The organism is Proteiniclasticum sediminis, from assembly GCF_018128025.1.
Classification (GTDB): Bacteria; Bacillota; Clostridia; order Clostridiales; family Clostridiaceae; genus Proteiniclasticum; species Proteiniclasticum sediminis.
Genome location: NZ_JAGSCS010000011.1, coordinates 40,708 through 64,494 on the forward strand (window position 1 = coordinate 40,708; position 23,787 = coordinate 64,494).

Genomic DNA, 23,787 nt, shown 5'->3' on the forward strand with positions numbered 1-23,787 from the left:
GAGTTCAGGCCTCCGCTGCGGCGGGGGTCTTTTATTTGGCTGTTGTGGACGAAGGCTGAAAAAAGTACGAAAGATATTTTCTGCAAAGCACGAAATATATGGGATTTTAAGCTATTGGAATAAAATGAAAAGCTAAAGGTGAAGCATTGAACTCATCCGTTAAATTGCGAACATTATCAACATGGAGCCTGTGGATGGTGCGAGGATTTACGAATGTTACCGGATAATCACGCGAAGAGAGGACGAAAAAGGCGATATCACCGTTTACACTTAAGGAATGTGCAAAAGTTTCAAATTGCGAATGAAAAAGACTTGCAATGAGAATATCATTCGGATAAAATAAGCATGTACTTATCGAAAAATTATACGAGGTGTAAAATGGAAAAATTCTTCAAGCTTAAGGAACATGGCACCAATGTGAGAACCGAAGTTCTCGGCGGATTCACCACCTTCCTTACCATGGCGTATATCATCTTCGTCAATCCCCAGATTCTGGGCCTTGCTGGAGTACCTTCCGGAGCCGTATTCACTGCGACGATCCTGGCTGCGGCCATCGGAACCTTTATCATGGCTTTCGTGGCCAATGTGCCCTTTGCCGTGGCTCCTGGCATGGGACTTAATGCCTTCTTCACCTTCACCGTAGTATTCGGGCTAGGTTACAGCTGGCAGCAGGCCCTGGCTCTGGTCTTCATCTGCGGACTCATCAACATCTTCATCACCGTGACCAAGATTCGTAAGATGATCGTTCAGGCGATTCCCGAATCCCTCCAGTACGCCATCAGCGGCGGTATTGGTTTGTTCATCGCCTACATCGGCCTGAAGGAAGCTCACTTCCTCACCTTCACAGGCGAAGCTTATAACCTCATGGTCAGCACTGAAGGCGGCGGCGGAATTTTCAAGAACATCGTTCCTGCCCTGGCTGACTTCACGGATCCTGTTTCCCAGGTGGCCCTTATTGGACTTCTCATCACCGTGGTTCTTCTCCTGAAGAAGGTGAAGAGTGCCATCCTCATCGGAATTGTATCCACCACCATCATTGGTATTGCCTTCAATGTTACCCAGATTCCAGCGCTGACGGCAGATATGTTCAAGATCCCCAGCCTGGCACCGACTTTCCTGAAGCTGGACTTTAATGGTCTCTTCTCCGGGGATAAGCTCTTCATCACCCTGACCACCGTCTTCGCCTTCTCCCTCACCGATACTTTCGACACCATCGGAACCTTCCTGGGTGCCGGCAGAAAGTCCGGGATCTTCACCGAAGATGACGCTAAGTCCGTGGAACATTCCAAGGGACTGAGCACCAAGATGGAAAGAGCTCTCTTCGCCGATGCTACGGCCACCTCCATCGGAGCTCTTCTGGGTACCTCCAACACCACCACCTATGTGGAAAGTGCTGCGGGTATTGCCCAGGGCGCAAAGACCGGTCTGGCTTCCCTGACCACCGGCGTACTCTTCCTGATCTCCCTCTTCCTGGCGCCCGTTGCCCTCATGGTTCCGGGTGCAGCCACTGCTCCTGCCCTCATCGTCGTGGGTATCTTCATGGCAGAAGGCCTGAAGAACATTGAGTGGGGCGACCTGACCGTTGCCATCCCTGCATTCCTGGTGCTGGCCTTCATGGGCTTCTCCTACTCTATCACCAACGGAATTGCCTTCGGATTCCTCTTCTATTCCATCGCCATGATCCTGGACAAGAAGGGCAACAAGGTTCATCCCATCATGTACATCATCACCGTGCTCTTTATCCTTTCCTTTGTTCTCACCGCTGTGGTTTAACCCACAGATACAATAAACCCATAAGAAAATGCACCCCATTTCTGGTGGTGCATTTTTCTTCTGCAAAATTACGGCTGGAAGAGGATACAGGTGGGTTCCGGGGTCCACAGATCCTTTTTCAGCAGCTGCAGCTTTCCCGTTTCCCGGTCCCGCTTAAAGAGAGTGAGGGTATTGGAGTTCATGTTGCCCACAAGGAGGAAAGCGCCGTCGGGGGTGAGATTGAAATCCCGGGGATGATCTCCTTCCGTGGAGAGGATCTCTACCAGACGGAGCTGGTGGTTTTCCTTGATCTCAAAAACCGACAGGCTATCGTGGCCCCGATTGGATACATAGAGGAAGCGGTTATCCGGGGTGATTCGAATGGCGGCTCCGGTATTTTCCCCCTGGAAGTCCTCGGGAAGGGTGGCGATGGCCTGTTTCATGCGGTAATCCCCCTGGCTGAAGTCCAGGGTGAAGATCTCCGAGGTGAGTTCGGAGAAGACATAGACCACGGGGGCTTTGCCGTGGAAAACCAGATGGCGGGGACCGCTGCCCGGCGGAAGGAGCACTTCCGATACCTTTTCGAAGGCGGGTTCCTGCCGGTAGATATGGAGAAGATCCGTTCCCAGATCGCAGACCAGGATATCCGCGTTATAGGGATTCTTCTGGGCGAAGTGGATATGGGAGCTGTCCTGCCGCCCTTCCACGGGACCCCGGCCTGTATGCTGGAAAGAATGCAGGCGATCCGTGATCATCCCCTCCGCCGTCTCGTACACATCAAAGCGACCCTGGTGGTAGTTACTGGCCAGGAGGGCGTTTTCGGACCAGGCCAGGTGGCAGGGGGTTCGCTCCCCGGGGAAGGTGAGCTTCTTGCTCTCACCGCTGGAGAGATTCAGGGACAGCACGCCGGCGGCATCACCGTCTTTCATGGCGCTGTAGAGGGTTTCTCCGTCTTTACTGAGGAGAAGATAACTGGGTTCCTCCACGGGAAAGAAATCTTCCACCACAAACTCCTCATCATTGAATCGGAAGGCGCGAATGCCTTTGCTGCTCTTCCGGGTGTACGATCCGATAAATCCTCGGTAGTAATTCATGCCGATTCCTCCTTCGTATTCATTCACCCCTATCATACCAAATTATGGAGGGGAAGATTGAGAACGGACGATGAATTCCGCTCCAAAAAGGGGGGAAGTAACCGAAATGTCAATCCTCCTCGTCCCCTCCCGCGTAGAATAAAGGTATCAATGGAAGAAGGGAGGAGAAGGCCATGGCACGAAGAGAACTGTTTCGTGACCGCCGTAAAGGGGTCCGGCGTAACCGCATTCTGGCAGGTCTTCTGGCTCTTCTTCTTCTTTTGGGTGGAGGATACGGGCTATACTGGCTGCAGAATGGACAGACGACACCACCGCCTCAAGAAACTCCAGTGGATACGGGAGCACATATGCCGGAGACCCCAGCGGAAACTCCAGCAGAAACGCCTATTCCGGAAACGCCGGAAAGCTCTGGCGAACTGCCGCCACCGGAAACTTTAGAAAAACCAGAGACTCCAGATGCCAGCCCAGAGGGCGAGCCTGATCTTCCTCCCCCCGTGGATGAAGATCAGCTGAAGACAGGAACCAACCATTCCCTCCGAGCTTCGGCCTATGCCTACAAAACCCAGGATGTGCGAAACTGGATGAAGGGTTATGTGCCCTACACGGGAGAGAAGATCGCCTTCCTGACCTTTGATGATGGGCCCACGAAGATCACCGCCCCAGTGCTCGATATCCTGAAGGCCCTCCATGTCCCGGCCACCTTCTTCATTCCCGGCATCACCCTGGAGCGCTTTCCGGATCAGGCCATTTTGGAGCGGTACATCAAAGAAGGCCATGCTTTGGGTACCCACAGCTATTCCCATGACTATAAGGTCCTGTATCCCAACAAGGTGGCGGATCCTGACCGGATTGTCCAGGAGTATCAGAAAACCCTGGCTCTGATGAAATCCCTGTTGGGCGACGGCTTTGAGTCGAAAGTTTTTCGGTTCCCCGGCGGTTCCGGAAGCTGGAAAAATATCGCCCCGGCGCGGGAGAAGCTTCTTCACCTGGGTGTGGTGGACATGGACTGGAACTCCATCTCCGGCGATGCGGAGCCAGCCAGCCGAAGACCAGGGGATACGGCAGCCACGGTGCAGTATGTCATGGACACGCTGATGAATAACCGGGAGCCCGATGTGGCCGTAATTCTCATGCATGACTCCAAGAGTGTCACGCCGGAGTATCTCCAGGCGGTGATCCAACGCCTCCAGGCGGAAGGTTACCATTTCGGAATTCTGGAATAAGGAATCGATTGCAGCGAAGAAAATGACAATTTTTTTCAAAATGCTTGAAACACATTGCCTTTGGAGCTTTTTGGTGTTATAATACATCAGTGGTTTAGGATAGTAAAAAACTTGCAATTTGTTATTCATCACCTTGCAGCACTACTGCGAGGTTTTTTTATGGGAATTTGCATTTGAAAATAAATGAAAACGAGGTAAATATGGAAGAAAAAAGATTTATTGATTTGGGTTTGAGCGAAGACGTGCAGAAGGCGATTGCCGCCATGGGGTATGAGACTCCTTCCGATATTCAGGAAGAAGTTATCCCGGTAATTCTGGAAGGCAAGGATGTCATCGGCCAGGCGCAGACGGGAACGGGAAAGACGCTGGCTTTCGCGGCGCCCATGCTGAGCATGCTCCAAAAGAAAGATGCGGTCTCCGCCATCATTCTGGCTCCTACCCGGGAACTGGCCATCCAGGTCAGCGAGGAGATTGAACGGATTGCCAAGTTCTCCCGCGTCCGTCAGCTGGCTGTATACGGCGGTTCCAGCATTGAGATGCAGGTCCGGGCGCTGCGCCGGGGCATCGATATCGTCGTGGGAACACCGGGACGCGTCATCGACCTGATGGAACGCAAGGTGCTGAAGCTGGACCAGGTGGATTTCCTGATTCTCGATGAGGCCGATGAAATGCTGAACATGGGATTCGTGGAAGACATTGAGACCATCATGGCCGGCACCAATCCGGAGAAGCAGACCATGCTTTTCTCCGCCACCATGCCTGAGGAATACAAGCGTCTGTCCCGCAAATACATGAAGGAAGACCGCGTCCATATCAAGGTGGCCGTGAAATCCATGACGGTTTCCACCGTGGCCCAGAGCTACTACGAAGTTCGGGAGCAGTATCGCTTTGAAACCCTCTGCCGTGTCATGGATGCGGAAGATATGGAATCTGTCCTGATCTTCTGCCGAACCAAGCGTGGCGTGGATGAACTGGTGGACAATCTTTCTGCCCGAGGTTACAACGCCGCTGGTATGCACGGCGATATGACCCAGAATGTGCGCATCGCCACCTTGAAGAAATTCAAGGACAGAAAGCTCAAGTTCCTGGTGGCCACCGACGTGGCAGCCCGAGGCATCGACATCGACAATCTTTCCCATGTGGTAAACTATGATCTTCCCCAGGATATTGAGTCCTATGTTCACCGCATCGGCAGAACGGGAAGAGCGAACCGTCAGGGTATCGCCTACTCCCTGGTCAACGGCCGCGAACTGTCCTTCATGAAGCAGATCGAGCGCGTGACCAAGAGCACCATCGAGCGCAAGGAAATCCCCACCCTGGAGGAAATCTTCAAAGCGAAGAACAACACCTTCAAGGACAAGATCACCGCCGAGCTCTCCACCAATAAGTACAAGACCTTCTATCCCGTCATCGAGGAAATGAAGGAAACCTTTAATGTGGAAGACATTGCCGCAGCGCTGATGAACATGCTCTACAAGGATGAGCTCAGCTTTGACTACAAGGTGAACAAGCTGGATACGCCGAAGAAATTCGTCCGTCTCTTTATCACCGTGGGATCCATGGACAAGCTCACCCCCAAGAAGCTCATTGACTTCATCACCACCAACTCCGGCGTAAAGCCCGATGTCATCGGCACCATCGACATCCTCACGAAGTTCAGCTTTGTGGATGTACTGGCCGGTCAGGAAGACATCATCGCCAAGCACTGCAACGGCGTGAAGCTTTCCGGACGGAAAGCCAAATTCGAAGTGGCCGCTAAGCGCCGCAAATAAGACCAATTGAGGACCCGGGAGAAATCCCCGGTCCTTTTTTCATGGGAAATTATAAGAAAGATTGATTTCAATGTGTGAATTAACTAAATATTTACTAAGTATCAATTGACAATGTAAACGATTCGTTTCAAAATTAAGAATGAAAGTTATTCTCCAGAGTTTTAGAGTGGTTGAGAGAATAGTGTTCTGTTTGTTGCGCTGTTCATTTCTGAAAAATGAGGAGGTAGTCATGAAAAAGGTCATCAACAATCCGAACAATGTCGTTGACGAACTGCTGCAGGGTATGGTATTAGCCCATCCCGATCATATCAGAAGACTGGAAGGCTTTGAGGTTTTGGTCCGCAAGAACTCCCCCATCGAAGGAAAAGTTGCCCTCGTCAGCGGAGGAGGTTCCGGACATGAACCTTCCCACGGCGGATTTGTGGGAACCGGAATGCTCGATGGCGCCGTTGCCGGAGCCGTCTTTACCTCACCCACCCCCGATCAGGTTTATGAGGCTGTTAAGGCTGTAGCCGGACCCAAGGGCGTTCTTCTCATCGTGAAGAACTACACCGGCGACATCATGAACTTTGAAATGGCCAAGGAAATGGCCGAAGCCGATGACATCAAGGTTGACTATGTGGTCGTCAATGATGACGTGGCCGTGGAGAATTCCACCTGGACCACCGGACGCCGCGGCATCGCCGGCACCGTCCTCGTCCACAAGATCACTGGCGCCAAGGCTGAAACGGGAGCAGAGCTTCCTGAAGTGAAGCGCGTCGCCGAAAAGGTCATCGCCAATGTCCGTTCCATGGGCCTGGCTCTTACCCCCTGCATCGTTCCTGCTGCAGGAAAACCGAACTTTACCTTAGCTGAAAATGAGATGGAAGTGGGCATGGGCATCCACGGCGAACCGGGAACCCATCGCGAAGCCCTGAAGACTGCAGACGAAATGGTCGACCACCTGGTGGGCAAGATCCTGGAGGATCTGGACTACACCGGCGGCGAGGTAGTGGTTCTGGTCAACGGCCTAGCTTCCACACCGCTCATGGAACTCTATATTGTCAACAAGCGTGTCCACGAGATCCTGGCTTCCAAGGGCATCAAGGTCTACAAGTCCCTGGTGGGCGAGTTCATGACCTCCCTGGAAATGGCTGGATTCTCCGTTACCTTGCTGAAGCTGGATGAGGAACTGAAGGAACTCTTCGACGCTCCCGCAGACACCCCCGCATTTAAGAGCCTGTAACCGCAGATTAAGGAGGACATTGCCATGGCAAACAAGGATAAGGTTTTCGATGTCATCATGGCCATCAGTGACATCATTGAAGAAAAAAAGCTGTATTTGACGCAGCTTGACGCAGCGATCGGAGACGGAGACCATGGACTCAATATGGCCAAGGGTTTTGGTGCTGCCCGGGAAAAGCTTGAAAGCGGCAGCTTCCAGACACCCAGCGACATCCTCAAAGCCGTGGGCATGGCGCTGATCTCCAAAGTGGGCGGAGCAGCCGGTCCCCTCTATGGAACCGCATTCCTGAATGCCTCCAAAGTTGTGGCGGGAAAAGAAGAAATAGGACTGGCGGATTTCACCGCCATGCTGGAGTCTGCCCTGGACGGGGTGAAGAGCCGAGGGAAAGCTGTCCGTGGTGAAAAAACCATGGTGGATGCCCTGGAGCCAGCGCTGGATGCGCTGAAAGCCGCTTTGGACGAAGGCACAGCTCCGGAGGAGGCCCTGAACCGCGCGGTGAAAGCCGCCGAGGAAGGCGTAGCCTTCACCAAGACCATCCGGGCCACCAAAGGGCGGGCATCCTATCTGGGTGACCGAAGCATCGGCCATGAGGATCCGGGAGCCATGTCTTCTTATGTGATCCTTAAGACTATCGCAGAAACCTGTTCCCGCTAAAAAACACCAAAAAGGGCAAGACCGTCGTCTTGCCCTTGATTTTTTCCGCCATATTATAAGGAAGAGGGAGATCAGTCCTTCTTTAGGGATCCCGCAGGATCGGCGCCGAAGGAGCGCGTTCGCTTCTGAGTGCCCATGACCCCGGCCACGATGAGAACGGCGCCCAGAACCTGAACGGGGCTCAGGGTTTCGTCCAGGAAGAGGATCCCCGCCAGAATGGAAATCACCGTGGACAGGTGCTGAAAGATGCTCATGCGGGAGGCTTCCATGCGAGTGAGGGCGTAGTTGGAGAGCAGCGCAGTACCTAAAGTGGAAAAAATCCCCAGAAAAATCACCGAGAGGAGAAACGGCCAATCCTGGAGCGGGGAAAAATAGCTCGCCAGAGTCCCCTGGTAAAGATGCTCCCCGAGGCTGGCTGCACCAAAGACAAGAAACCCGGAGAAGATGGCCAGAGCAGCCAGGGAGAAAGCCGAGTACCGCCGGGAGAATTTCCGGATGAGGACCATGTTGCTGGCGGAAGCGATGGCGGAGAGAAAGAGCAGCACCATTCCCCAGGGGCTTTCTGCAATCTTTCCCTTTTGAGTCCAGAGGGCGATGAGAAGGACCCCGCTGAGGGAAAGGGCCATGAAGAATCGCTGGCGTCCGGAAGACTTTTCCTTTAGAAACACGGTGGCCAGAACCAGGGTCAAAAAGGGAATGGAGGCCTGGATGATGGCAGCCTGGGCCGAGGAGACCTTCTGGAGACCCAGGAGCTGCAGAGAGAAGAATCCTAGGGGATAGAAGAGCGATAGGGGCAGGATTCGAAGAAGATCCTTTTTGTGCAGCCCCAGCCTCGAGGGGCGTAAAAGGAGCACCAGAAGGAGGGCAAAAAAGGCAAAGAAGAACCGGTAGCTGAGAATGTCCGCCGGTGAGGCGCTTCGTAGCGCAATCTTGGACGCCAGAAAGGAAAAGCCTATGATGAGGGAAAAACCCAGGGCAGCCAGATACGCCTTTCGCTGTTCGTTTGGCATAAAAGTTCCTCCTTGCATAATCAGATTAACTATGGTTATTATAGCACATAGACCTTATACCCCAAGAGGAGAACCATGGCGGATTTTGAACAGTTTTCAAAAAACGCCGAAGAAAGAGGTGGAAGAGATGATTGTCAACCAAATGCCCCGGGATGTCCTGTCCCGGGAAAAAGCCGATGAGCTCCGAAGAAGAACCGGAGCCGAGATTGTCGATGTGGAAAGTCTTCTGGACCTGGGCGAGCGCCTGGATGAAGTCACGGCCATCATTCCCCGGTGGCGCCTGAAGGCGGAGGATCTGGATCTACTTCCGAATCTTCGCTGGATTCAGTCCTTCAGTGCCGGGGTGAACACGTATCCGCTGGCGGAGATCGCCAAAAGGGGAATCCTCCTGACCAACACCCGGGGGACCCATGCCCCTCAGATGTCCGATCAGATCATGGGGATGGTCCTGGCCTTTTCCCGCCCCCTCATGGAATGCATCCGCCACCAGAAGGAAAGACGGTGGCAGGTGGATTATCCCCTGGAGGAGCTGACGGAAAAAACCCTGCTGATTGTGGGGGCCGGCAGCATCGGCCAGCTTTTGGCGAAGAAAGCCAAAGCCTTCGACATGAAGGTGGTGGGGCTCAAACGCCATCCCGAAGCCCTGCCGGATTATGACGAGGTACGTCCTTTGGACCAGCTGGAGGTTTCTTTGGGGGAAGCGGACTATGTGGTCCTCCTCGCCCCATTAACCCCCAGTACCCGAGGGATGCTGGGGGAAAAGGAGCTGAGGCTCCTGAAGCCCACGGCGGTGCTCATCAATGCCGCCCGGGGTCCCTTAGTGGAAGAAGCGGCGCTCCTTCGGGCCCTTCAGGAAAAGTGGTTCCGGGGGGCGGGGCTGGACGTCTTTAGCAAAGAACCCCTTCCCGAGGACAGTCCCCTTTGGGATCTGGAGAACCTGATTCTCACCCCCCACATCGGGGGATTCAGCGATCGGCACACGGATCGGACCGTGGATTTCCTCGTCCGGAACATCGGCCATTATGAGCGAGGAGAACCCTTGGAGAATCTTGTGGATCTGGAGGAAGGCTATTAAGAAAAAACCGCACGGACCTTTCGTTTTTCCAACGAAAGGTCCATGCGGAATCTCTAGATATGCTTAAAGGTATACTTACTGAACGATGACGGCAGTGCCGCTGGCGGTGACCATGAGCATGCCGTTGGACTGTCCCAGGGTCTCATAGTCGATTTTTACCCCAACCACGGCGTTGGCGCCCAGGTTATAGGCTCGTTCCTCCAGTTCCCGGAGGGCGTTGATCCGCGCTTCAATGAGTTCGCTCTCGTAGGTTTTGGAGCGGCCGCCAAAAAAGTCGGATAATCCTGCGGTGAAGTCCTTGATGAAGTTGATGCCCGTGATGACCTCGCCGAAGACGATGCCCTTATAGGTGGTGATGGTTTTTCCTTCAATAGAATTGGTGGTGGTGATAATCATGTCCATTCCTCCTTCATTTCTGTTAGCTTCATTATAGATCTCCTTTCGCGGGAATAGGGGCAATTTAATTTAATTTTAACCCGAAGGCGCTCCATTTTCGCAAGGCGGAGAAGGGGTTTTTGAAAAGAGCATAGATCATCCAAGGAAAACGTGGTACTCTAGTAGTGCTGAAAAATCAGCAAAGAATCACACAAATTGAGGTGTATGATCATGAGTATTGCGGGAGAAGGATGCGAGATCCTGGTACCGTTCAGCGAGAGGAAGAGCCTCCGCGATATTGAAAGAAGCATTACGACGACCTATAAACGCGACATCTGGGGAAAGTTCATCAAGGGGATTACGGAGTACCAGCTGATCCAGGACGGCGATAAAATCGCCGTGGCCATTTCCGGAGGAAAGGACAGCCTGATCCTGGCGAAGCTATTCCAGGAGCTGCAAAAGCACCCCCAGCAGAAATTCGAGGTGGAGTTCATTGCCATGGACCCGGGCTACCATCCGGAGATTCGGAAGCTCCTGGAGGAGAACTGTGCGTACCTGAACATTCCGGTGAAAATTTATGATTCCGGAATCTTCACCGTCATCGATAAAATCGCCCAGGATTATCCCTGCTACATGTGCGCGAAGATGAGACGGGGTTCCCTTTACCAGTTCGCCCAGGATCTGGGCTGCAACAAGCTGGCGCTGGGCCACCATTTCAATGATGTCATCGAAACCTCCATGCTGAATATCCTCTATGCGGGGAGCTTCAAAACCATGCTGCCCAAGCTGAAGTCGGATAACTTCGAGAACATGGAGATCATCCGTCCCCTCTACCTGGTGGAGGAGGACCATATCAAGAACTGGATTCAGAATGCCGGCATCTGGCCCCTGAACTGTGCCTGCATGGTGGCGGCGAAGAAGATCGGCAACAAGCGTTACGAGATCCGGGAAATGATCAAAGAACTGAAGAAAAAGAACAAGGACGTGGACAAGTGCATCTTCCGCGCCCAGGAAAATATCCACATGGATGGGGTCCTCGGCTGGGTGGACGGCACGGGGAAGCATTCCTATCTGGATTTCTACGACGCGGAAACCCTGGCCGTGACACCGGAGGGCCAAGCGGCAGCCACGGATCAGCCGGAAGAAGAATAAAATAAAGACAAAGAGGAGTGTATGTTCATGAAAATGGCATTTGTGTGCAATGGAAGCAGTATCCGCGCCCAGCTGGCAGCAGCGGTGGCCCGGGAGTTTTTCCCCGAAGCGGAGATTTCTGCGGCAGGTAGCCTGGAAGAAACGGCGAATCCGGAAGCATTGGCGGTACTGGAAGAGGATGAGCTGAGCCTGGAGGGCATCGCCCTCAAGACGCTCTTTGATCTGGACTTTGATCTGGACTACGCCGTGGTAGTGGGCTGCGATGAAGGGGGATGCCCTTTGGTCTTCGCCAATAAGGTCATCGAGTGGGACTTCATCCCGAATCCCCAGGGCCAGGGCGTGGAAGTTTACCGGGAAGCCAAGAATCAGCTGAAGGAAGAGCTGAAGAAGCTGTATCTGGAAATGCAGTAAGCCCAGTAAAAAAGAATTATTCCTGAAAAAAAGGTCCTGGTTTTTGAAACCAGGACCTTTTTGCTGTACGAGGCTAGATGAATCCGTTCATCATGGTGTCCGGATTGGAGCTTAAGCGGCGGTTTTCATTGTGGCCATTGATGCGGCCCATATCCTCATCGCTGAGCTCGAAGTCGAAAATCTCCAGATTTTCTTTAATGCGAGAGGGGGTGACAGATTTCGGGATGGCCAGCACACCGTTCTGGAAATGCCAGCGCAGGATCACCTGGGCGGGAGTTTTTCCGTATTTCTTCCCCAGTTCCACAAAGACGGGGGCTTCCAGATCGCCTTTTCCCTGCATGAGCGGTCCCCAGGCTTCCACCTGAATTCCCTTGGCTTTGCAGTAGGTGCGGATTTCCTCCTGGTTCATGAGCGGGTGGAGCTCAATCTGGTTCATAGCCGGGACCACGGTGCATTCGGAAAGGAGCGTCTCCAGGTGGTGCACATGGAAATTGCAGACGCCAATGGACCGGGTCTTCTTCTCGGCGAGAAGCTTCTCCAGGGTCTTGTAGGACTCCACGAACTTGTCCTTGCCGGGCCAGTGGATGAGATAAAGATCCACATAATCGGTATCCAGCTTTTTGAGGCTGGTCTCAAAGGCCTTTCGAACCGTGGCTTCATCCCCCTGATCCGTATTCCAGAGCTTGGTGGTGAGGAAGATCTCTTCCCGAGGAATGCCGCTGTCGCGCAGGGCGCGGCCCACGCCTTCCTCGTTGCCGTAGATGGCGGCGGTGTCAATGAGGCGGTAACCCACTTTCAGGGCTTCCCGCACAGCCTGGTATACCTGCTCGCCTTCGGTAACTTTAAAGACGCCAAAGCCCAGGCTGGGAATGGTCAAACCGTTATTCAGCGTCCAAAGGGGAATATTCGTCATGATACAACCTCCTAAATTATCGATAAGCCTATTATACCGAAAAAACATGAACGAAGGGTTAATATGCAGACAGCTGTTTCCCAAGACGGTACAGATTGAAAAATCCTTGGGAGGAGCCGGCAAAGGAGGAGGGAATCCCGCTAGGGATATGGTATAATTCGGGTAAGCGAAGATATGGAAAATATGGAGGGGTAGAATGTATTGCAGTAAATGCGGCGTGAGAAACGGGGACGAGAACAAAGTCTGCTATCATTGCGGAGCGCCCATGCCCGGAGCCGGCATGGCGGAAGAGGGGGAGGTTCCCCGGAGGAATGAATACGGTGCGCCCCGAAGGGAACGGGAGTATGCCGAGCCCCGGGAAGTGCGGGATGAAGCGGATACCCTCGCGGGAATCGCTGCCTGCTGTATTCCTTTGGTGGGCATCGTACTCTATCTGGTCTGGCGGGACAAGTATCCGAGAAAAGCGAAGTCCGTATGCGGATGGACCATCGGCGGTCTGGTGATCACGGGAATCTTCTGGGTTATCGCCATCCTGGCGGGGCTGGCTTCCGCCGGCGAGAGCTTTTAGCCGTGACCGGCCAAAAGCTTTTGGCTCTGGCATTTCACTGCCATGGGCGCCCGGACCGGTCATTTTTCTTTCGGGGAAAGCCCCTTCCCCTCTGTGCCCGGTGCACGGGAATCCTGGCGGGCTACGGGATCGGTCTTCTGGGACTCTTCCTTTTTCCGGGAAGAAGTCTTTGGCTGGAACTGGGAATGATGATTCCCCTGACGGCGGATGGATTTCTTCAGCTCTACACCCCTTATGAAAGCAAAAACGGTCGGCGCCTGGTCACGGGAATCCTTTTTGGCATCGCTTTGGTTTTCATCCTGACCCGGGTGGTGAACCACGGCTACCAGCTGGGCCGATCAATACGAATAAATGGAGGAATTTAACATGAATGGAGCCATGATAGCCCACGACAACATGAAAGACGACCTGGTTCTCTTTGCCCAAAAACACAAGACCGTCCTGGATCAGTTCAATCTTTACGCCACAGGGACCACAGGAAAGAAGCTCATCGACGAAGCGGGACTGAAGGTCCACCGTCTTCAGTCCGGCCCCATTGGCGGCGATCAGCAGATCGGCGCCATGATCGCCGAAGGACGGATTCGTTTTGTCATCTTCCTTCGGGATCCCCTCACAGCCCAGCCCCATGAACCGGATGTCCAGGCGCTCCTTCGCCTTTGCGATGTCCATAAGATTCCCATCGCCACGAACATCACCTCTGCGGAGATCATGGTGTCCTATCTCCACCGTCTGGTGGACGGTCGGCCGGAAGTCCGATAAAAAAAGATGGACAAATGGACGGAGGAGGATTATACTGACGATGAACAGTGTTCATGACGGAGGAAAACCGATGGAAGTCCTGAACTACAAAGCGCGGATCCTGGATGCCGCCAAAGCCATCGCCCGGGAAGAGGGCGTTGCGGCGGTGAGTATACGGGCGGTGGCCCTGAAAGCCGACATTGCCGTGGGGACGGTGTACAACTATTTCCCCTCCAAAGCCGAACTTCTTTTTGATGTGGTGGAGGATTTCTGGGAGGAAGCTTTTTCGGACGTGTCTGTGGAGGAACTTCTGAGCCAGGATTTTCAGCACCGGCTCATGGCCGTCTATACGGTGCTGGAAAAACGTCTGACGGAATACCGCTCCAACTGGCTAGAGGACATGGCGCTTTTAAAGTGGCCTGACCGGGATGCCGGCCGTGCCCGCATGGGCAGCTATGACGAGAAGATCCGACAGCGGATTCTTCGGCTCATGGAGGGCGATGCGGCCCTGGATGCCTATCCCTGGACGGAGACCTTCACCAAGGAAGCCTTTGGCACCTTTCTCTTTCAAAACCTCATGGGCGCCCTGCGGCGGAAAGAGAAGATCACTATGCTGCTGGAAGTTCTGGACCGGATTGTTTCCCGGCCTTAAGGACCTTTTGAAAAATCATACCCCTTGCATGATTTTTCTTTTTCTCCTTCCGTGAACAATGTTCATATTAAAAATCAGGAGTGATCTTATGCAAGCAATCATGGAAACCCTCTTCGATGTGCTTTATCTGACCTCGGTGATCACCGCAGGTCTTCTTCTACTTCGAAATAATCCCCGAAAAAGCCCATCCTGGTCCTTTGGCCTCATGGCCCTCATCCTGGGGGCTGGCGATGCCTTCCATCTGGTTCCCCGGGCCTACGCCCTCATGACGGATGGTCTGGCGAATCATGCGGTGGCTTTAGGACGGGGGAAGTTTATCACCTCCCTCACCATGACCATCTTCTATCTGGTGCTCTATCGGATTCTGAGCCAGCGCTACGGGAAGAAAAACCGGGGATGGGACTGGGCCATGGGGCTCTTTGGGCTCCTTCGCTTCGGACTGTGCCTCATGCCCCAGAACCGCTGGACCGATGCGGAAGGACCCCTCCTTTGGGGAATCCTTCGAAATCTTCCCTTTGCCGCCATGGGGATCCTGGTCATGATCCTGGCCTGGAAAGGAGCGAAGGAAAAAGAGGATGCGGCCTTTCGCCCCATGGGCCTGGCCATTTTCCTCTCCTTCCTCTTCTATGTCCCCGTGGTTCTCTGGGCTGACCGGTATCCCCTGGTGGGAATTCTCATGATCCCCAAAACCCTGGCGTATGTTTGGGTGGTCTGGATGGGGTTTCGGGAGTACCTGCAGGCGCAAAAAAACCACCAGGTCCCAGCCTTGTAAAAAGCAGAATCAACCAGCGCTTCTTCTTATTGGAGGAAGTCGCTGGTTTTTCTTCGTTTAAGATGTGAGCATAATGATAAGATTCTGTAAATTCTGTTAATGTTTACATACGGTAAACCTCGTTTTTAGTATAATGAATTTACTTCTATTTCAATGAAGGACATTTGTTTTCACGGGATAAATCGACAGTTGAATTTGAGAATAATAAAGCGAGGGGGAAAGACCATGAAAGTTGCCATCATCGGTGCTGGAAATTCTGGACTGGCCATGGCCGCACATCTTCGGTTCATGGGGCACCGGATCCGTTTATGGAACCGGAGCGAAGAACCGGTGAGCGAACTGAAGAAAACACGGAAAATCACCACCACTGGCGTGCTCGTGGGGGATTTTGACCTGGACCTGGTGACGACGAATATGGCGGACGTTTTGAAGTGGTCAAAGATCATTCTGGTGACCACTCCGGCCACCTCCCACGGGGATTTGGCCAGACTCATGGCGCCTTACTTGGGGAAAGACCACATCGTCATCCTCAATCCCGGAAGAACCTTCGGCGCGGTGGATTTCAAGGATGAGCTAGTGAAGATGGGCAATGAGGAGAATGTCAGTATCCTGGAAACCCAGACCATCATCTACACCTGCCGAAAGCTCAGCCAAACCAGCGTAAACATCCTTGCCCTGAAGCGGGATGTGCTGATTTCAACCTTTGAAGGGGTGAACCTTCCGGAGCTTTTGCTGCGGATTCCCGATGAGCTGAACAAATTCTATAAACCGGCAAAAAGCATGGTGGAAACCTCCATCGGCAATGTGGGAATGGTTCTCCACTGCGCCCCCATGGTGCTCAACGCCGGGTGGGTGGAATCGGACCACGACTTCAAGTATTACCGGGAGGGGATCTCGCCCACCATCACCGCCTTCATCGAGGAGCTGGACCGAGAGCGCCAGGCTGTGGCTCGAGCGCTAAATCATCCCGTGGTCTCCGTGCTGGAGTGGATGAATATTTCCTATGGGCTTCAGGAAGACACTCTTTATGAATGCATTCAGAAGAATCCTTCCTATGAGACCATCCTTGCTCCCCGAACCCTGTCGTACCGGTATCTCTTGGAAGATGTCCCCTACGGGCTGGTCCCCCTGGAAAGCATGGGGAAGGATCTGGGACTGGCCATGACCCATACCCGTGCTGTCATCGATCTGGCGAATCTGCTTCTGAAGACGGATTTTCGGGCCACGGGCCGCACTGCGGAGAAACTTCATTTTGACTACAAGGATCTCATGAAGGGTGTTCGAGTGGAGGATATCCTGCTGACCTAAAGGAGGGTACGATGAAGAAGAAAATGATTGTGGCATCCATCGGAAACTGTGTCCATGCCGCAGGAATCTATAATTTCAGTGTTCTGGCCCGGAAGGAGGGTTATGAGGTGGAGTATTTGGGCTCTGCCGTGCCCCTGCGGGAACTGGTGGGGGGAATCATCGAGTTCCAGCCCCACGTGGTGGCCCTGAGCTACCGTCTCTCCAAGGAAGGGGCGGAGTATCTTCTCCGGGAGCTGGAGAGGATCATGATGGAGCAGAATTTTCAGGATCTGGTGTTCATCTTCGGGGGCACCGTGGAAACGGCCGAGGCCGCCCGGAAGTTCAGCTATATCCGTAAGGTCTTTGACGGAACGGAAGAAGAGGCGGAAAGCCTCATCTACCTGCGCAGCATGGAGCGGGGAGAGGAAGAAGAGGGGATCCCGCCCCAGACCCTCCGGGAGCGCATTGAATGGAAAAAGCCCTTTCCCATCATCCGGCACCACATTGGGCTGGAAACCCTGGAGGACACGGAGGAGCATATCCGCATCCTGGCGGAGAGCCGGCTTCTGGATGTCATCTCCCTGGCCCCGGATCAGAACTGCCAGGAGTACTACTACCACCAGGAAGCCATGCCCCGGGGGGAAGACGGCGCCGGAGGCGTGCCCATCCGCACCGAGGAGGATCTTCGGCGCATGTATGCGGCCACCCGCCGGGGAAATTACCCCATGATGCGGTGCTACTCGGGGACCCGGGATATGCTTCCCTTTTCCCGCGTGCTGAAGGAAACCCTGAACAATGCCTGGGCGGCCATCCCCCTCACCTGGTACAGTCAGCTGGACCGCCGCTCCGACCGAGAGCTTCTCACGGCCATCAGAGAAAATATGGAAGCCATCCAATACAATGCCCAGATGGGGGTTCCCGTGGAAATGAACGAGTCCCACCAGTGGGCCCTTCGCTACTGCTCCGATGTGGTGGAAGTGGCCATCAGCTATATTACGGCCAAGGTGGCCAAGCATCTGGGGGTGAAGGACATGGTCATGCAGTACATGCTGGCCAATCCCCCGTCCATTTCCCCCATAATGGACCTGGCGAAGATGCAGGCCAAGATCGATCTCATGGGGGAGCTGGAAGATGAATCCTTCCGGATCATCCGCATGGTACGGACAGGCCTTCTGGCCTATCCTGCCGACATGGACAAGGCCAAGGGGCTCATTGCCTCCACCATGTTCTACGGCACCTTCCTGAAACCGGACATCGTCCATGTGGTCTCTTACAGCGAAGCGGTGAAACGGGCTACCAGCCGGGAAATTCTGGAGAGCGTCCGCATCGTGAACAAATCCATGGAGATCGCCGAGCGGGGGCTTTTGGAAAGCCTGGCCCTGGATCCGGCCTTTGCCCATCGCCTCCAGGAGCTGAAAAAAGAAGTCCGATACCTCCTGGGGGAAATTGCAAAGCTCAAGGACACCAAGGATCCCCTGACGGATCCGGAAGTGATTTATCTGGCCATCAAGGAAGGTCTTCTGGATGCGCCGGGCCTCAAGGGCTTCTCCGTGGCCCAGGGGAATTTCCGAACAGAAATCCACAACGGGTACCATGTAACGGTGGATGAGGATGGGGCGATTTTGGACGAAAGAACCCGGATTCAGCGGGTTCGCGACTTGGGAGAATCCCGAAGGTAACACAATGCCAGACGAAGGTTGCAGAGCTTCTGCAGCCTTTCTTTCGTAAAAAAAGAACAGTGAAAGAACAATTTCCTTTAAAACCGGAAAAAGCTGAAGTATACTAAAAGAGCAAACCACAAAACTTGTAACAAAAGAGGAGATTACCATGAGAAAAGAATTTTCCCTGAGCAGCGGCAAGGCCATGATCAATTTTTCCGCCAAATACTGCGACAGCCATGAGAAGGTTTTGGAATCGGAAGCCTTCCGAAGAGTCATTGAAGCGTATCTAGACTCCATCGCCAAGCGAAACACGAGGAACTACAAAGCGTTGTCGGCCATGTACCGGGAGGAATCGGCAGAAGAAGTCGCCAGTCAGCTCATTGAGGTGATCAAGCTCCTGACGCTCTTCAAAGCGGAGGAAGTGGCCAAGATCATGCCCCAGTATGACCGGCTCCTGAAGGACAAGGACTGGTTTGTGGCAGTCATTGAGGATCTTTACGGCTACTGGCGTAGACTGGAGCGTTACTCCATTATCCAGGCCAAGAGCACCACGGAGGGGTTGGCACAAACCAGCTTCATTGAAGCGAACATCAAGTTTACCAACCTCATTCTGGATCTCTACCGCAAGGTGGAGAAGAATGTGCTGCTCATCGAGCCCAATGTCTACCGTCAGGTTCCGGCGGGAACCAATGCCGGGGTGACCTTGACGGAAGCCACCTGGCCCATTCCCGACGGCTATGAGATTCTTCAGGATGTGCCCTTCATCACCTCCATCGTTATGGATTCTCCCTTTATCTCCTACCCGAAAAAGAATACCCGGGACGGCATCTTCCAGGCCTCAAAAACCCATCCCATGGAGGACGCTTACCTGAATAAAGACCATTTCTTCTGCTACCCCGCCAAAGTGGGCGGGCTTCTGGCCTTCCTCTATTTCCACCGGGACCTCATGGCCCACGGCATTTCCCTGTCCAACCTCTTTGAGATGGCAAGAGAAGAGGAGTATGTGGGGAAGAAACCGGACATCGTCTATCTCTATGGGGCAAAATCCGGGGATGAGACCCTGGGCAATGTCTTCTATGACGATGTGAAGAACGACATCATGCTGGGCTTCGTGCCCTATGGCGAAGAAATTGACTATTTCGGCTACATGAAGAAAATGTCCCTGACCCTCCACAACCTCATCATGATCAAGCGGGGGAACCTGCCCATCCATGGGGCCATGGTGAACATCAACATGAAGAACGGAAAGTCCGCCAATGTGGTGATCATGGGCGACTCCGGCGCGGGCAAGTCAGAGTCTCTGGAGGCGCTGCGCAGCCTTTCCGAGGACTACATCAGCGACATGACCATCGTCTTTGACGATATGGGCTACTTTGCCGTGGAGGACGGCCGCATTATGGCCTACGGCACGGAGATCGGGGCCTTCGTCCGGCTGGATGACCTGGATCAGGGTTACGCCTTCAAGGAAATTGACCGCTCCATCTTCATGAATCCGGACAAGACCAATGCCCGTCTGGTGATGCCGGTGGCCACCTACAAGGAAATCATGAAGGGCTATCCCGTGGATCTCTTCCTCTATGCCAACAACTACCGTGTGCTGAAGGAAGGGGAGTCCGGCGTATCCTACTTCACCGATCCCGAAACCGCGAAGGAAGTCTTCCGCGGGGGACGACGCATGGCCAAAGGCACCACCACGGAAAGCGGTCTCGTAGAGTCCTATTTTGCCAATCCCTTTGGTCCCCTGCAAAAGGCGAAGGATACGGATAAGCTCCTGGATCTCTATTTTGAGAAGCTCTTCGCCACCAACGTCAAGGTGGGCGAAATCTACACCCAGCTGGGCGTCCGGGGACTGGAGAAGGATGGTCCCAAAGATGCGGCCATGGAGCTCTTCAAACAGATCACCAGCTTGTAAAAAGAATCGAGAAACGACCAAGAGGAGCATACCTTTGATATGCTCCTCTTTTTCGGGTCCGGCTAGGTGGGCACCATCGCTCCATAGATATGATCAGTCAATAAAAGGAGGAGCTTCTTAAACTAAGTCCCGCCTTTCATCATGGAAAAGTTACAAAGATCAGCTTGACATTTTGAATTTACAAATGTAGACTAAAGGCAAAGATTACATTTGTAAACTATCGGAGGAAGAAGAGATGAGTATTTTGGAAACGATGCCCCCATCCGCCATCAGTGATGCCGAATGGGAGGTCATGAGAATTGTCTGGGCCCATCAAGGGGCCTTCGGACGCTATATAATTAACGGACTTCAAGAAAAACTAAGCTGGAACGAGTCCACTGCGAAAACCCTGATTCGCAGACTGGTGGAGAAAGGGTATCTTCAAGCGGTGAAAGAAAATGGATTGAACTTCTATCAACCCACAGTCACCGAAGAAAGCTGCAACCTCGTGGCAGCGGACAAGCTTTTTGATCGAATCTGTACCATGAAGACTGGGGATTTTCTCGGAAAACTTCTTGATCGTTATGAACTGAGCGTAGGAGATATCGAGTCCCTGACGGCGATCCTTCAAGCTAAACAAGGTGTTGAAGAACTGCATTGTCAATGTACTCCTTGCCAATGCGAACACCACAGGAAGTAAGGAAAACAGAGGTGAACTCTTTCGAGCGCTGAAAAGCAGAGGAGGAAGAAAATGAAAAATACGGAAAAGAATATCCAAACAGCCGAAGAGGCTCTTCGCGAAGCATTGAATAAAATGCCCGAACACCACCATGACACCCATCACCATGCCCAGGAGATGGATTCGACGAGGATACCCCTTGCCGGCCATGACCAGAAGCCCATGGATCATGGGCATGACCACCCCATAAAGGAAGATCATGCACAGCACCACCCCATGAAGGAGGAGCATGGCACAGGTCATCATGAGCATCACGCCATGACCGACCACATGGATAGCCATGAAGGGCACAGGGGCCACCACGAGATGATGATTCAGGACTTCAAAAAGCGATTCTGGGTGGTCCTGGTCGTCAGTATTCCGATTATTCTCCTCTCCAACATGTTCCAAATGCTTTTGGACTACCACCTGGTTTTTCCAGGATCCAAATTTCTTCTCTTCGCCCTGTCCACCCTCGTTTTCTTCTATGGTGGGCTTCCGTTTCTGAAGGGAGCGGTCAGTGAAGCCAAAACGAAAAAACCGGCAATGATGATGCTGATCAGTCTGGCCATTATTGCCGCCTATCTCTACAGTACCCTGACGACATTCTTTATCGCGGGATCGGAGTTCTATTTTGAGTTATCCACCCTGATCCTCATCATGCTCCTGGGCCACTGGATTGAAATGCGTTCCCAGATGGGAGCGTCAAAAGCGCTGGAAGAGCTGATGAAGCTCATGCCGGATGTGGCGCATAAAGTGGATGAGCATGGGGCGATCCTCGATGTGTCCATCAAGGAGCTGCTGCGGGGAGACCGCATCATGGTGAAATCCGGAGAAAAAGTCCCCACGGATGCCAAGGTGATTGACGGGTTTTCTGCCGTGAATGAGTCCATGCTGACTGGAGAGTCGGTACCCGTGGAGAAGTCGCCCGGGATGCAAATTATTGGCGGCTCCTTGAATGGGAATGGGGTCCTCATTGCCGAAGTGGAGCGTCTGGGCGAAGAAACTTATCTAGCCCAAGTCATTAAGACCGTACAGGAAGCGCAGGCTCAAAAATCAAAAAGCCAAGGATTAGCAGAAAAAGCAGCCGGATGGCTGTTCTACATTGCCGTGTTCTCCGGAGGGCTGACGTTTCTCTACTGGATGATCAACGGGAATACCCCGCTTGCCATGGAGCGCATGGTCACGGTTCTGGTGATTGCATGTCCCCACGCCCTGGGTCTTGCCGTGCCTTTGGTGAATACCGTGTCCACATCCATTGCAGCAAGAAAAGGACTGCTCATCCGAAATCGCACGCAATTTGAAGAAGCCCGGAAGATCCGCCGCATCGTCTTCGACAAAACAGGCACCCTGACCATGGGGGAGTTTGGAATTACAGATACGGTCCCTCAAGAAGGCGTTCAAGCCGAAGAACTGCTACAGATTGCCGGTTCCCTGGAGAGTCTGTCGGATCACCCCATTGCCCAAGGCGTTGTGCGGGATGTGAAGGCAAAGGGAATTGCCCTGAAAATAGCAAGCAACTATGAAAACCTCACGGGTGCGGGGCTGAAAGCGGATCTGGAGGGGGAAACCTACTATATTTTAAGTCCAGGCGAAATGGCCAGAAGAAATATCGCTTATGACGTGGCGGGGTTTGAGCAGCTGTCTTCCCAGGGGAAAACCGTTGTGTTTGTCACGAAAGAAGAGGAACTTCTTGGGATGCTCGCCGTGGCTGATCTCATCCGGGACACCTCGAAGGAAGTTATCGCCCAGCTGAAAAAAATGGGGATCGAATCCATCATGATGACGGGCGATCACCAGAAAGTAGCGGATTATGTGGGCCGAGAACTGGGTCTGTCGAAAGTTTACGCCCAAGTGCTGCCGGAGGAAAAATCAAAGCATCTCCAGGAACTGCAGAAGGATTTCCAAAAGGTAGCCATGGTGGGCGATGGCATTAATGATGCTCCTGCTTTAGCCACAGCCGATCTGGGGATCGCCATCGGGGCGGGGACAGATGTTGCCATGGAAACTGCCGATGTCATTCTCGTGGACAGCGATCCTCGAGATGTGCTGAACCTGATCAAACTGTCGAAAGCCACATACCGAAAGACCATTGAAAATCTGATCTGGGCTGCGGGATATAACATTCTGGCCATTCCCCTTGCGGCAGGAGTTCTGGCCCATCAAGGGGTTGTCATTACCCCGGCCATCGGAGCTGCGGTCATGTCCGTCAGCACCATCATCTGTGCGGTGAATGCCCGATTGCTCAAAATCGCCTAAAGCATCAGGAGGAGATCGCTGCGGATTCCGATTAAGGGTTTCCCGTCTCCTGAGGAAGATCAGCGGTCCCGAGAATGCCCAACCATCCCCAAAAAGGGAGAGCAAAGAAAAACCCATGGATGACCCGATTTGGGTAAATCATCCATGGGTTTTATGGTGGAGATGAGTTGGTGTGGGGAGAGAAGCCATCTGGGGTTTTTCTTTGGGAGTTTAAGTCAGCGATTTTTCAGCTCTTCCTGGTCCACGCAGGGGTGATCCTCAATGTTCTTCACCTCGTCATCCGCGGGATCCACATACTCCTTTTCCGTGGTGGTGATGTGGAGATTCTTCTCCTTCAGTTTCAGACAGTCATATTTGTTGAGGTTTCCCGCCTCAAAATCCGAGGCGGCGTCCTCCACGAGGGGTTCCATGGGCTTGGGCTCTTTTTCCATAATGTGCCTCCTGCTTTTCTTCCATCATACCCTAAAAAAAACCCCAAGGAGATGACGAGGTTGAAAAGAAATGATGAATGGATTGAAAATTCGATGAATATTTGAACATTCCCTGGGGTTGAGGCTATAATGAGAATGAAACCATATGGAAAGG

Annotated in this window: 23 protein-coding genes; 18 read left to right on the forward strand and 5 right to left on the reverse strand. The window is 53.2% G+C overall.

What is annotated here, in order from left to right; all coding sequences use genetic code 11:
- Window positions 1–378: 378 nt before the first annotated feature.
- The gene (locus tag KCG48_RS09055) at window positions 379–1,773 is read left to right on the forward strand and encodes an NCS2 family permease (protein WP_211801460.1); all 1,395 of its coding nucleotides are present in this window, start codon (window positions 379–381) and stop codon (window positions 1,771–1,773) included.
- A 68-nt stretch (window positions 1,774–1,841) separates the two neighbouring features.
- Here the strand turns inward: KCG48_RS09055 and KCG48_RS09060 are convergent, their stop codons facing one another.
- Window positions 1,842–2,846 carry a lactonase family protein gene (locus tag KCG48_RS09060; RefSeq protein WP_211801462.1) on the reverse strand — a complete coding sequence of 335 codons (1,005 nt, stop codon included), beginning with the start codon at window positions 2,844–2,846 and terminating at the stop codon, window positions 1,842–1,844.
- A 173-nt stretch (window positions 2,847–3,019) separates the two neighbouring features.
- Between KCG48_RS09060 and KCG48_RS09065 the strand changes: the two genes are divergently transcribed.
- From KCG48_RS09065 to dhaL, 4 genes are all read left to right on the forward strand, one after another.
- On the forward strand, window positions 3,020–4,069 hold the full coding sequence (locus KCG48_RS09065; RefSeq protein ID WP_211801464.1) for a polysaccharide deacetylase family protein: 1,050 nt from the start codon (window positions 3,020–3,022) through the stop codon (window positions 4,067–4,069).
- A gap of 200 nt (window positions 4,070–4,269) precedes the next feature.
- The gene (locus KCG48_RS09070; protein ID WP_211801466.1) at window positions 4,270–5,841 is read left to right on the forward strand and encodes a DEAD/DEAH box helicase; all 1,572 of its coding nucleotides are present in this window, start codon (window positions 4,270–4,272) and stop codon (window positions 5,839–5,841) included.
- Window positions 5,842–6,070: 229 nt separating this feature from the next.
- The gene (gene dhaK / locus KCG48_RS09075) at window positions 6,071–7,066 is read left to right on the forward strand and encodes a dihydroxyacetone kinase subunit DhaK (protein WP_211801468.1); all 996 of its coding nucleotides are present in this window, start codon (window positions 6,071–6,073) and stop codon (window positions 7,064–7,066) included.
- A 24-nt stretch (window positions 7,067–7,090) separates the two neighbouring features.
- The gene (gene dhaL, locus KCG48_RS09080) at window positions 7,091–7,720 is read left to right on the forward strand and encodes a dihydroxyacetone kinase subunit DhaL (RefSeq protein ID WP_211801470.1); all 630 of its coding nucleotides are present in this window, start codon (window positions 7,091–7,093) and stop codon (window positions 7,718–7,720) included.
- Between the two features lie 71 nt (window positions 7,721–7,791).
- Here dhaL and KCG48_RS09085 read toward each other — a convergent pair whose 3' ends face one another.
- Entirely contained in the window at window positions 7,792–8,730 is a 939-nt protein-coding gene (locus tag KCG48_RS09085; protein WP_211801472.1) for a DMT family transporter, read from the reverse strand.
- Window positions 8,731–8,815: 85 nt separating this feature from the next.
- Here KCG48_RS09085 and KCG48_RS09090 point away from each other — a divergent pair, with 85 nt between their 5' ends.
- Entirely contained in the window at window positions 8,816–9,805 is a 990-nt protein-coding gene (locus KCG48_RS09090) for a D-2-hydroxyacid dehydrogenase (RefSeq protein ID WP_211801474.1), read from the forward strand.
- Between the two features lie 75 nt (window positions 9,806–9,880).
- Here KCG48_RS09090 and KCG48_RS09095 read toward each other — a convergent pair whose 3' ends face one another.
- Entirely contained in the window at window positions 9,881–10,201 is a 321-nt protein-coding gene (locus tag KCG48_RS09095) for a putative heavy metal-binding protein (RefSeq protein WP_211801476.1), read from the reverse strand.
- A gap of 207 nt (window positions 10,202–10,408) precedes the next feature.
- Here KCG48_RS09095 and KCG48_RS09100 point away from each other — a divergent pair, with 207 nt between their 5' ends.
- Together KCG48_RS09100 and KCG48_RS09105 are read left to right on the forward strand one after the other, a co-directional pair.
- Window positions 10,409–11,332, forward strand: coding sequence for a tRNA 2-thiocytidine biosynthesis TtcA family protein (locus tag KCG48_RS09100; RefSeq protein WP_211801567.1), 924 nt, complete (start codon window positions 10,409–10,411; stop codon window positions 11,330–11,332).
- Between the two features lie 27 nt (window positions 11,333–11,359).
- Window positions 11,360–11,743 (forward strand): arsenate-mycothiol transferase ArsC, encoded by a 384-nt coding sequence (locus KCG48_RS09105; protein ID WP_211801478.1) that lies wholly within the window; start codon window positions 11,360–11,362, stop codon window positions 11,741–11,743.
- Window positions 11,744–11,816: 73 nt separating this feature from the next.
- On the opposite strand, the gene KCG48_RS09110 is transcribed toward KCG48_RS09105, so the two are convergent.
- Window positions 11,817–12,656 carry an aldo/keto reductase gene (locus KCG48_RS09110; protein ID WP_211801479.1) on the reverse strand — a complete coding sequence of 280 codons (840 nt, stop codon included), beginning with the start codon at window positions 12,654–12,656 and terminating at the stop codon, window positions 11,817–11,819.
- A gap of 196 nt (window positions 12,657–12,852) precedes the next feature.
- Here KCG48_RS09110 and KCG48_RS09115 point away from each other — a divergent pair, with 196 nt between their 5' ends.
- From KCG48_RS09115 to KCG48_RS09160, 10 genes are all read left to right on the forward strand, one after another.
- Window positions 12,853–13,224: a zinc-ribbon domain-containing protein gene (locus KCG48_RS09115; RefSeq protein ID WP_211801480.1), complete on the forward strand. Its 372-nt coding sequence runs from the start codon at window positions 12,853–12,855 to the stop codon at window positions 13,222–13,224.
- On the forward strand, window positions 13,137–13,589 hold the full coding sequence (locus KCG48_RS09120) for a DUF2085 domain-containing protein (RefSeq protein WP_211801482.1): 453 nt from the start codon (window positions 13,137–13,139) through the stop codon (window positions 13,587–13,589). Before KCG48_RS09115 ends, KCG48_RS09120 begins: the two co-directional genes overlap by 88 nt.
- Before the next feature lies 1 nt (window position 13,590).
- Window positions 13,591–13,983, forward strand: coding sequence for a methylglyoxal synthase (mgsA, locus tag KCG48_RS09125; RefSeq protein ID WP_211801484.1), 393 nt, complete (start codon window positions 13,591–13,593; stop codon window positions 13,981–13,983).
- A gap of 40 nt (window positions 13,984–14,023) precedes the next feature.
- Window positions 14,024–14,614, forward strand: coding sequence for a TetR/AcrR family transcriptional regulator (locus tag KCG48_RS09130; protein ID WP_211801486.1), 591 nt, complete (start codon window positions 14,024–14,026; stop codon window positions 14,612–14,614).
- An 88-nt stretch (window positions 14,615–14,702) separates the two neighbouring features.
- Window positions 14,703–15,386, forward strand: coding sequence for a hypothetical protein (locus tag KCG48_RS09135; protein ID WP_211801488.1), 684 nt, complete (start codon window positions 14,703–14,705; stop codon window positions 15,384–15,386).
- Between the two features lie 225 nt (window positions 15,387–15,611).
- On the forward strand, window positions 15,612–16,694 hold the full coding sequence (locus KCG48_RS09140) for an NAD/NADP-dependent octopine/nopaline dehydrogenase family protein (RefSeq protein WP_211801493.1): 1,083 nt from the start codon (window positions 15,612–15,614) through the stop codon (window positions 16,692–16,694).
- Between the two features lie 11 nt (window positions 16,695–16,705).
- A complete protein-coding gene (locus KCG48_RS09145) occupies window positions 16,706–18,352 on the forward strand; it encodes a cobalamin B12-binding domain-containing protein (RefSeq protein WP_211801494.1) in 1,647 nt (548 codons plus the stop codon).
- 148 nt (window positions 18,353–18,500) lie between these two features.
- Window positions 18,501–20,246 (forward strand): phosphoenolpyruvate carboxykinase, encoded by a 1,746-nt coding sequence (locus KCG48_RS09150; RefSeq protein WP_211801495.1) that lies wholly within the window; start codon window positions 18,501–18,503, stop codon window positions 20,244–20,246.
- 235 nt (window positions 20,247–20,481) lie between these two features.
- Window positions 20,482–20,925, forward strand: a complete 444-nt coding sequence (locus KCG48_RS09155) for a CopY/TcrY family copper transport repressor (RefSeq protein ID WP_211801497.1) — start codon at window positions 20,482–20,484, stop codon at window positions 20,923–20,925.
- 51 nt (window positions 20,926–20,976) lie between these two features.
- Window positions 20,977–23,202, forward strand: coding sequence for a heavy metal translocating P-type ATPase (locus tag KCG48_RS09160; protein ID WP_211801499.1), 2,226 nt, complete (start codon window positions 20,977–20,979; stop codon window positions 23,200–23,202).
- A 215-nt stretch (window positions 23,203–23,417) separates the two neighbouring features.
- On the opposite strand, the gene KCG48_RS09165 is transcribed toward KCG48_RS09160, so the two are convergent.
- Window positions 23,418–23,633, reverse strand: coding sequence for a hypothetical protein (locus tag KCG48_RS09165; RefSeq protein ID WP_211801505.1), 216 nt, complete (start codon window positions 23,631–23,633; stop codon window positions 23,418–23,420).
- Window positions 23,634–23,787 lie beyond the last annotated feature (154 nt).

Coding starts and splice junctions, on each gene's coding strand:
- dhaL (WP_211801470.1), top strand. CDS start 7,091: ATGGCAAACAAGGATAAGGTTTTCGATGTCATCATGGCCATCAGTGAC.
- KCG48_RS09135 (WP_211801488.1), top strand. CDS start 14,703: ATGCAAGCAATCATGGAAACCCTCTTCGATGTGCTTTATCTGACCTCG.
- mgsA (WP_211801484.1), top strand. CDS start 13,591: ATGAATGGAGCCATGATAGCCCACGACAACATGAAAGACGACCTGGTT.
- KCG48_RS09120 (WP_211801482.1), top strand. CDS start 13,137: ATGGACCATCGGCGGTCTGGTGATCACGGGAATCTTCTGGGTTATCGC.
- KCG48_RS09105 (WP_211801478.1), top strand. CDS start 11,360: ATGAAAATGGCATTTGTGTGCAATGGAAGCAGTATCCGCGCCCAGCTG.
- KCG48_RS09095 (WP_211801476.1), bottom strand. CDS start 10,201: ATGATTATCACCACCACCAATTCTATTGAAGGAAAAACCATCACCACC.
- KCG48_RS09065 (WP_211801464.1), top strand. CDS start 3,020: ATGGCACGAAGAGAACTGTTTCGTGACCGCCGTAAAGGGGTCCGGCGT.
- KCG48_RS09110 (WP_211801479.1), bottom strand. CDS start 12,656: ATGACGAATATTCCCCTTTGGACGCTGAATAACGGTTTGACCATTCCC.
- KCG48_RS09165 (WP_211801505.1), bottom strand. CDS start 23,633: ATGGAAAAAGAGCCCAAGCCCATGGAACCCCTCGTGGAGGACGCCGCC.
- KCG48_RS09150 (WP_211801495.1), top strand. CDS start 18,501: ATGAGAAAAGAATTTTCCCTGAGCAGCGGCAAGGCCATGATCAATTTT.
- KCG48_RS09060 (WP_211801462.1), bottom strand. CDS start 2,846: ATGAATTACTACCGAGGATTTATCGGATCGTACACCCGGAAGAGCAGC.
- KCG48_RS09130 (WP_211801486.1), top strand. CDS start 14,024: ATGAACAGTGTTCATGACGGAGGAAAACCGATGGAAGTCCTGAACTAC.
- KCG48_RS09140 (WP_211801493.1), top strand. CDS start 15,612: ATGAAAGTTGCCATCATCGGTGCTGGAAATTCTGGACTGGCCATGGCC.
- KCG48_RS09070 (WP_211801466.1), top strand. CDS start 4,270: ATGGAAGAAAAAAGATTTATTGATTTGGGTTTGAGCGAAGACGTGCAG.
- KCG48_RS09145 (WP_211801494.1), top strand. CDS start 16,706: ATGAAGAAGAAAATGATTGTGGCATCCATCGGAAACTGTGTCCATGCC.
- KCG48_RS09085 (WP_211801472.1), bottom strand. CDS start 8,730: ATGCCAAACGAACAGCGAAAGGCGTATCTGGCTGCCCTGGGTTTTTCC.
- KCG48_RS09055 (WP_211801460.1), top strand. CDS start 379: ATGGAAAAATTCTTCAAGCTTAAGGAACATGGCACCAATGTGAGAACC.
- dhaK (WP_211801468.1), top strand. CDS start 6,071: ATGAAAAAGGTCATCAACAATCCGAACAATGTCGTTGACGAACTGCTG.
- KCG48_RS09115 (WP_211801480.1), top strand. CDS start 12,853: ATGTATTGCAGTAAATGCGGCGTGAGAAACGGGGACGAGAACAAAGTC.
- KCG48_RS09155 (WP_211801497.1), top strand. CDS start 20,482: ATGAGTATTTTGGAAACGATGCCCCCATCCGCCATCAGTGATGCCGAA.
- KCG48_RS09160 (WP_211801499.1), top strand. CDS start 20,977: ATGAAAAATACGGAAAAGAATATCCAAACAGCCGAAGAGGCTCTTCGC.